The 7,066-nt window shown below is 65.5% G+C and carries 8 protein-coding genes; 4 read left to right on the top strand and 4 right to left on the bottom strand.

Annotation, left to right across the window (positions count from 1 at the left end; translation table 11 throughout):
* The 4 genes from Q1W68_RS13240 to Q1W68_RS13225 form a co-directional block, all read left to right on the top strand.
* Window positions 1-425 (top strand): efflux RND transporter permease subunit (locus tag Q1W68_RS13240; protein ID WP_300716928.1); only part of this gene is annotated, 425 nt, incomplete at its 5' end.
* Window positions 426-473: 48 nt separating this feature from the next.
* Window positions 474-1,181, top strand: coding sequence for a protein-L-isoaspartate O-methyltransferase (locus tag Q1W68_RS13235; RefSeq protein ID WP_300652945.1), 708 nt, complete (start codon window positions 474-476; stop codon window positions 1,179-1,181).
* A gap of 17 nt (window positions 1,182-1,198) precedes the next feature.
* Entirely contained in the window at window positions 1,199-1,549 is a 351-nt protein-coding gene (locus Q1W68_RS13230; RefSeq protein WP_300652942.1) for a rhodanese-like domain-containing protein, read from the top strand.
* Window positions 1,550-1,638: 89 nt separating this feature from the next.
* Window positions 1,639-2,949: a TolC family outer membrane protein gene (locus Q1W68_RS13225; protein ID WP_300716927.1), complete on the top strand. Its 1,311-nt coding sequence runs from the start codon at window positions 1,639-1,641 to the stop codon at window positions 2,947-2,949.
* 9 nt (window positions 2,950-2,958) lie between these two features.
* Here Q1W68_RS13225 and Q1W68_RS13220 read toward each other — a convergent pair whose 3' ends face one another.
* The 4 genes from Q1W68_RS13220 to Q1W68_RS13205 form a co-directional block, all read right to left on the bottom strand.
* Window positions 2,959-4,050: a rhamnan synthesis F family protein gene (locus Q1W68_RS13220; RefSeq protein ID WP_300659843.1), complete on the bottom strand. Its 1,092-nt coding sequence runs from the start codon at window positions 4,048-4,050 to the stop codon at window positions 2,959-2,961.
* Window positions 4,047-5,309 (bottom strand): O-antigen ligase family protein, encoded by a 1,263-nt coding sequence (locus tag Q1W68_RS13215; RefSeq protein WP_300653263.1) that lies wholly within the window; start codon window positions 5,307-5,309, stop codon window positions 4,047-4,049. The genes Q1W68_RS13220 and Q1W68_RS13215 overlap by 4 nt, the downstream gene beginning before the upstream one ends.
* A gap of 1 nt (window position 5,310) precedes the next feature.
* On the bottom strand, window positions 5,311-6,432 hold the full coding sequence (gene neuC / locus Q1W68_RS13210; RefSeq protein WP_300653264.1) for a UDP-N-acetylglucosamine 2-epimerase: 1,122 nt from the start codon (window positions 6,430-6,432) through the stop codon (window positions 5,311-5,313).
* Window positions 6,432-7,066, bottom strand: a 635-nt coding sequence (locus tag Q1W68_RS13205; RefSeq protein ID WP_300716926.1) for an N-acetylneuraminate synthase family protein, incomplete at its 5' end; no start/stop codon positions are given. The genes Q1W68_RS13205 and neuC, both read right to left, overlap by 1 nt.

The following is a 7,066-nucleotide window of genomic DNA, read 5'->3' as shown; positions in this document are numbered from 1 at the left end:
TGTTCGGCTCCACCATGAGCATGTTCTCGGTCATCGGCATCGTGCTGCTCATGGGGCTGGTCACGAAAAACGCCATCCTGCTGGTGGACTTCGCGATCCGCGCACGCCACGGGCTGGTGGGCGAAGCGCCGATGGACCGCGAGTCGGCGCTGCTGCTGGCCGCGCGCGTGCGGCTGCGCCCCATCCTCATGACCACGTTGGCCATGGTCTTCGGCATGGTGCCGCTGGCGTTTGCGCTCACCGAAGGTTCGGAGCAGCGGGCGCCCATGGGCCAGGCCGTCATTGGCGGCGTGATCACATCGTCGCTGCTCACGCTCGTGGTGGTGCCGGTCGTTTACTGCTACATGGACGATCTGGCCCAGTGGTTCCGCCGCAGGCTCGGCATGGGCACGGCCGTGTCGGAACCGGCGGTGTCCGCTCCGTAAAATCACCCATTCGTTTTATTTTTTCAGACGCTCCCAGGAGTTCCCTCCATGACGACCAACACCGCCGCCACCATCCACACCGGCTTCGATCACGCCCGCTTCAACATGATTGAGCAGCAGATCCGCCCCTGGGAGGTGCTCTCCCCCCAGGTGCTCGAACTGCTCTCCCGGCTCCACCGGGAAACCTTTGTGCCCGCCGCGCACCGCGCCCTGGCCTTCGCCGACATGGAACTCCCCCTGACCCACCCCGCGGTGGACGGCCAGTGCATGCTGGCGCCCAAGGTCGAAGCCCGTCTGCTGCAGGACCTCGACCTCAAACCCACCGACAAGGTGCTGGAAATCGGCAGCGGCAGCGGCCACATGGCGGCCCTGCTGGCCAGCCTGGCCCACAGCGTGCTCACGATTGAAATCGACCCGGTGCTGGCTGCCACCGCTCGTGAGAACCTGCGCAACGCCGGCATCGCACGAGTGGAAGTCCAACACGCGGACGCCGCCGCGCAGGGCTTTGCCGCTTGCAGCGTCAACGGCCCGTTCGACGCCATCCTGCTCAGCGGCTCGGTCGCCGAGATTCCGCCCGCCTTGCTGGCCCTGCTGGCGCCAGGCGGCCGCCTGGCCGCCATCGTCGGCCATGAGCCCATGATGCGAGCCACCATCGTCACCCGCATCGGCGAGGCCTCGTTCCAGACCGCACAACCCTGGGACACCGTGGCGCCGCGCCTGCTGAACTTTCCCGAGCCATCGAGCTTCCGCTTCTGACCCCCTCAAGGACACCCATGAAAGCGATTCAACCCGCACAGCTGGATGACTGGCTGGCTCAAGCGGCCAGCGCCATGCCCGATGGCAGCAAGCCGGTGGTGCTCGACGTGCGCGAGCCTTGGGAGCTGCAGACCGCGTCGGTCAAGCCCGAAGGCTTCGAGCTGCGTCACATGCCGATGCGCAGCGTGCCCGAGCGCCTGTCCGAGCTCGACCGCGACCAGCCCATCGCCTGCCTGTGCCACCACGGCATGCGCAGCGCGCAGGTGGCGAACTTTCTGATGAACCAGGGATTCACACAGATCGTGAACATCCACGGTGGCATACACGCCTGGTCGCAAGAACGCGACCCCGCTGTGCCGGTCTATTGAACCCACACGCCATCCACCGCCATTCGATTCAAAGGAACTTCATGACAGCACCGCACGCACCCGACTCCCGAAGGAGCCGACCGTTCTCCATGAGCCGTCTGGCGGTGGCCATCGGTTGGGGCTTGAGCGCGGCCACCGGCGCACAGGCCCAGAGTCTGGTGGAGCTCTATGAAGCGGCGCGCGGGTTTGATGCCACCTACCTGTCGGCTCGCTCACAGTACGAGGCCAACCTCTTCCGTGCAGAGCAGGCCAAGGCCGGCCTGCTGCCCGAGGTGGGACTGGGCGCGGCCGCCAGCTGGGCACGGCGCGAGATCAATGGCGGCGCGGACACCAGCAGCAACAGCCAGAGCGCCACGCTGTCGGCCAGCCAACCGCTGTACCGCCCGGTCAACAAACTCAACAACGACCAGGCCCTGCTGTCGGTGGACGTGGCCAAGGCCACGCTCACCCTGGCCGAGCAAGACCTGATCGTGCGCACGACGCAAGCCTACTTTGACGTGCTGGCCGCCACCGACACGCTGGCCTTCGTGCGCGCGCAAAAGACCGCCGTGGCCGAACAACTTGCGGCGGCCAAACGCAACTTCGAGGTCGGCACCACCACCGTGACCGACTCGCGCGAAGCGCAGGCCGGCTTCGACCTGGTCGTGGCGCAGGAGATCGCCGCCGAGAACGACCTGAGGGTCAAGCAGCTCGCGCTGAACCAACTCGTGGGACGCGCCGCCGTGACACCGAAACCGCTGGCGGCACCGGTGGTGCTGCCACCGCTGCTGCCCGCCGATCCGCAAGCCTGGGTGGCCTTGAACGATGACACCCACCCCACCATCCTGCAGGCCACGCGCGGATTGGAGATCGCACAGCTGGAAACCCGCAAGGCCGAAGCCGGCCACAAGCCCACGGTGGACCTCGTGGCGCAGTATCAGGTGGCCCGCGCGCCCTCCACCAACACGTTCGCCCAGAACACCGTGCGCAGCAACAACGCCAGCGTCGGTGTGCAGTTCAACATGCCACTGTTCGCCGGCTTCGCGATCCAGAACCGGGTCAAGGAAACCACGGCACTCGAAGACAAGGCCCGCACCGATCTGGAAGCCGCCAAGCGCGGCGTCGATCTGGCCACGCGCAGTGCGTTCCTCGGCGTGATCTCGGGCCAGGGTCAGGCCAAGGCGTTGGAAGCCGCCGAAGCTTCCAGTCAGAGCGCCCTGGACGCCAACCGGCTGGGTTACCAGGTGGGCGTGCGCATCAACATCGACGTGCTCAACGCACAAAGCCAGCTGTTCCAGACCAAGCGCGACCTGGCCCAGGCCCGCTACAACGTGTTGCTGGGTGGCTTGCGTCTGAAGCAGGCCAGCGGTCGGCTGGTGCCGGAAGACTTGTTGCCGATCAATTCGCTGTTGGCGCCGTGAGCCGAACGCTCAACGGATGCTGGCTTCGATCTCGGCCAACACCGCGGGCTCGGGCGGGGGCAGGTCGCCGGCCTTCACCGCCAGCAAGTACTGGCGCCGCATGCGCACCTGCAACTCCCCCTTGTTTTTCTTGAGCAAGGGGATGCCCAGCAAGCGGATGCTGGCGAAACAGAACGACGAGTGGAAGTTGCGCTTGTTGACCGCCGCACGGATGTGCTCGATGGCCTGCAAGCGCCAGGCCTCTGACGTGGCATCGGCCTGCAGCAGCGCGTCCCTTGCCCGCTCCAGATCCGGGTCGGTGTAGGCGCCGTAGACCAGGGTCTGGCGCAGGAAGGCCGCAGGCTGCTGCGTGACCGCGGTCATGAAGCGGTCCCTGGAGTAGAGACCTTCACTCGGCACACCGGCTGCGAACAGCGTGCGGGAAAAACCCCGCTCGCCGCGGCGCACGGTGAGGTACTTGTTGCTGGTCGAGACGTAGCCGTTCCAGTAATTGACGAACACTTCCGAGGTCAGCACAGCGCGTTTGATCAGGAAAAAATACGACAGGAAAATGCCGGCATGCTCGGTGTCCGTTTCGGGCAAATCCACATGCCGCAAGGCACCCAGAAAGCCGGCGCTGGACGCCTCCATCGACGTCAGCATCGTCTCGTTCTTGTGGAGCGGAAACCACACGCTGTCGTTGAGGATGATCAAACTCTCCGGCGACACGGACCAGTGCCACAACAAGCGTATGCCATCGCGGTATCCACCGAAGTCGTAGCCGAAGTTCGGGCGCTCGACAAAGCGCCAGACCCAGCGGCCCAGCGACGCTTCGTCCACCGCAGACACCGGCGAATTGGCGACCAGGACCACCGAATAGCCGCGCTCGCTGAGGTGGCGGCACGTGGCCACCGCGGAGGCGGACATGCCGCGCGGCTGGTACACCAGAAAAATCGCCACCTTGGGGCCCAACGCCGCAGTGCCGTTCATGACGCGAAAGCCGTTCGGAAACTGGCTGTCAAGCCGGCGCTGCCGGCCCGGGCCGATCAGTCGCTCGGGAATGGCCTGGAGTTGCTGGCGTGCTGTCTCCAGTTCGCGGCGGATCTTCCAGGCCGGGATCATGTGGAACGCGCCGAGGCCAGCAACGGATCGACGCGGGACTCGGCGGGCAGACGCCAGCCGGCCAGCAGCAGCGGCAAGACCGAGGCAAACAGATGGCGCTCGGTGGTCACCCAGAAGGGCCCGTTGATGAAGCTGTCGACGAACAGGATGGCCAGAAACGCCACCAGCAGGTTGCGATAGCGCGAGGTCAGGTCGAACGCCGCCCTGAAGGATCGCTGGAGCAGCAGCACATAGCCGACCAGCCCGAGCACGCCGAAGTCGACCGCCAGCAGGAGAAACTGGTTGTGCGGATGCACGCAGGCGACCGCACACACCGCCGCGTCGGCGTAAACCTGTTCGGACAACACGCGGTAGCCCGCCGTGCCGTGCCCCCACAGTGGACTGGTCATGAACATCTCCAGTGCGTTCCGCCACATGTCCAGCCGGTAGCCGGTGGAGGTGGTGAACACGCCGGCATCCGTGTACTGGGAGAACTCGGCAAACAAGGAGATCACACGCGCGCGCAGCAAGGGTGACGAGAGGAACAGCAGGACCGTGGCCACCGCCACCGTGACCAGCACACGCCAGCGCCATGCCGCCGGTGCCGCCACCGCCGCAAGCGCGCAGAACATGGCCAGCAACACCACCTGACCGGTGCGCCCTTGCAGCAGGTGGGTGATGCTGAAGACGGTGAAGGCGGCCACCAGCACCCAGGCCCAGCGGATGGATCTTTCCCGAGCGTCGATGGCGATCACCAACGCCAGCGCCGTGAAGAACGACATGGCCAGACCCTGAGCGATGTAGTCGTTGAACACGTGGTGCGTGAGGCCCAGGCCCTGGTTGTGGGAATCGGACCAGGGCACCTCGAACCAGATGTTGGCGTAGGTACTCACCACCGTGACCACCGAGCCGATCGCAAACGCCAGCAGGCCGCGGCGTTGCCACCGGGGATCGTGAAACAGGGTGAGCAGCATGAGCATGAGCGGCAGCTTGCTGTACACATACAGGTGGTGGTTGATGTAGGCCTTGGGCGCATCGGAGTGGGCGATGCCGATCAGGACCAAGGCGCTCAGCAGCAGGACCGGCAGCGTCAGCGGGTGGTGGCGGACCACATCGAACTTCCATCGCCACCGACCCGAGAGGAACCAGCCGATCAGGATCAGCAGGATGCCGATGTTGACCAGTGCAATCGAGGTGGGCACACCGAGCAGCAACACAACGGCGCCGCCCTTGGCGGTGGCGTCCATGGCGGATTCGAAACGCGCGGGAACGGAACGCAAGTCAATCACCGGCAAAGGCCTTCTGTAACGGCTTCAACCAGAAATCGGGCCGGTTGAGCACGTCCACGAAGGCAGCCGCGGCATGGCCAGCTCCAAACGTGGTGTCGTTCTGGAACCGATGGCCCCAGGTGTCCTGCACAAAGCCATCGATCACACCCGAGTCAATCGCGGAACACGCCGTGATCGAAGCACCACTGGCACGCCGGTTCTGCCGCGTGCCCACGTCCAGACTGGGCACACCGAGAAACGGCGCCTCGCGCACACCCGCGCTGCTGTTGCCCACCATCGCCGAGGCGTTCTTCATGAGCTCGGAGAAGTAGTTGAACCGCATCGACGGTATCTGCCGGAAGCGCTCCCTGGGCAGCTTTTCCAGCACGGCAAAGATGTCTTCGGTGCCCGGATCGTTGTTGGGCGCGATGACCACGAAATTACGCCCGCTGGCTTCCAGCCGCGCGAACAGCGCCTGTGCCTGCGCGCCGATGGTGTCGGCTTCCGAGGTCACGGGGTGGAAGATCACGATGCCGTAATCGTCGAACGGGATCGCGTAGCGCTCCTTCACCTGCGCCAGCGTCACGCCCGAGGGGCGGGCGTGGGTGTCGAGTTCGGGCGAGCCGATGTTGTAGACGCTCTCGGGCGATTCGCCCAGTGCCAGCACGCGCTGCTTTGCGCCCTCGGAGCTCACGAAGTGCGCCGCGCACAGCTTGGTGTTGCAGTGGCGGATGCTCTCGTCGATGGTGCCCGAGACTTCGCCGCCCTCAATGTGCGCCGACGGGATGTACTTCATGGCGCAGACGATGGAGGCGGCCAGCGCCTCCACCCGGTCGCCGTGGATCACCACCAGATCGGGCCGGTGCTCGTGCACAAAATCAGAAAAACCCAGGATGGTCTTGGAGAGGATGAAATCCTGTGCGTCGCCTTCGCGCTGGTTCACGAATTCGAAGAACTCGGCCCCGGGGAAGCGCTTCACCTCCAGCCGCGTTTCGCCGTAGCGCCGCATCATGTGCATGCCGGTGATGAAGAAGCCCACAGCAAATCCGGCCTGCTGCGCGGCCAGGGCGAGGGGCTCCAGCTTGCCGAAGTCGGCCCGCGTGCCGGTGACGAAGAGCAGGCGCCGGCTGGTCATCACGAATTCGCTTGCGGCTTCACACCGTCCAGGTCGCTCCACAGCAGTTGCTGGTTGCGCTTCACGGCGCGGGTGAGCTTCGCGCCCACCAGACGGTCGAAGTGCTGCACCGAGATCTCGCCCGAGCCCGGGCGGCGCGCCCAGATGTCGCTGGGCGTGACCACGTGGCCGGCGGGCAGGTCGCGGTCGGCCACCATGGAGCCGCGTGCAAAGCGGTACACGTCTTCTTCGGGCGCGGTGCGCACCTTGGGGTTGTGCAGCGCGGTGTGGATCTCGCGCGAGCGGTCGATGAGGAACTTGAGCTCGGCCGGGTCCATGGAGCACGAGATGTCAGGGCCCTTGCGGTAGCGTGTGTCGGTGAAGTGGCGCTCCAGGATGCAGGCGCCCAGCGCCACGGCGGACAGCGCCATTTCGGGACCGATGCTGTGATCGGAGAAACCGATGACGGCGCGCGGGAAGGCGCTCTTCAGTTCGGTGATGCCTTGCAAGCTCACGATTTCGGGTGGCGAGGGGTAGAGGTTGGTGCACTCCAGCAGCGCGTAGTCCACACCCGAGTCGTCCAGTGCTTTCACCGACGGGCGCATGCCGTCGATGGTCTGCATGCCGGTGCTCATGATGATGGGCTTGCCGAAGC

This window comes from Hydrogenophaga sp. (genome assembly GCF_030158645.1).
Taxonomy (GTDB): Bacteria; Pseudomonadota; Gammaproteobacteria; order Burkholderiales; family Burkholderiaceae_C; genus Hydrogenophaga.
The sequence above is the reverse complement of the archived record's forward strand: the minus strand, read 5'-3'. Positions and strand labels throughout refer to the sequence as shown.

Bases quoted from the DNA above. Each gene is read 5' to 3' on its own strand.
- Q1W68_RS13235 (WP_300652945.1), top strand. From the start codon at position 474: ATGACGACCAACACCGCCGCCACCATCCACACCGGCTTCGATCACGCC.
- Q1W68_RS13230 (WP_300652942.1), top strand. From the start codon at position 1,199: ATGAAAGCGATTCAACCCGCACAGCTGGATGACTGGCTGGCTCAAGCG.
- Q1W68_RS13225 (WP_300716927.1), top strand. From the start codon at position 1,639: ATGAGCCGTCTGGCGGTGGCCATCGGTTGGGGCTTGAGCGCGGCCACC.
- Q1W68_RS13220 (WP_300659843.1), bottom strand. From the start codon at position 4,050: ATGATCCCGGCCTGGAAGATCCGCCGCGAACTGGAGACAGCACGCCAG.
- neuC (WP_300653264.1), bottom strand. From the start codon at position 6,432: ATGACCAGCCGGCGCCTGCTCTTCGTCACCGGCACGCGGGCCGACTTC.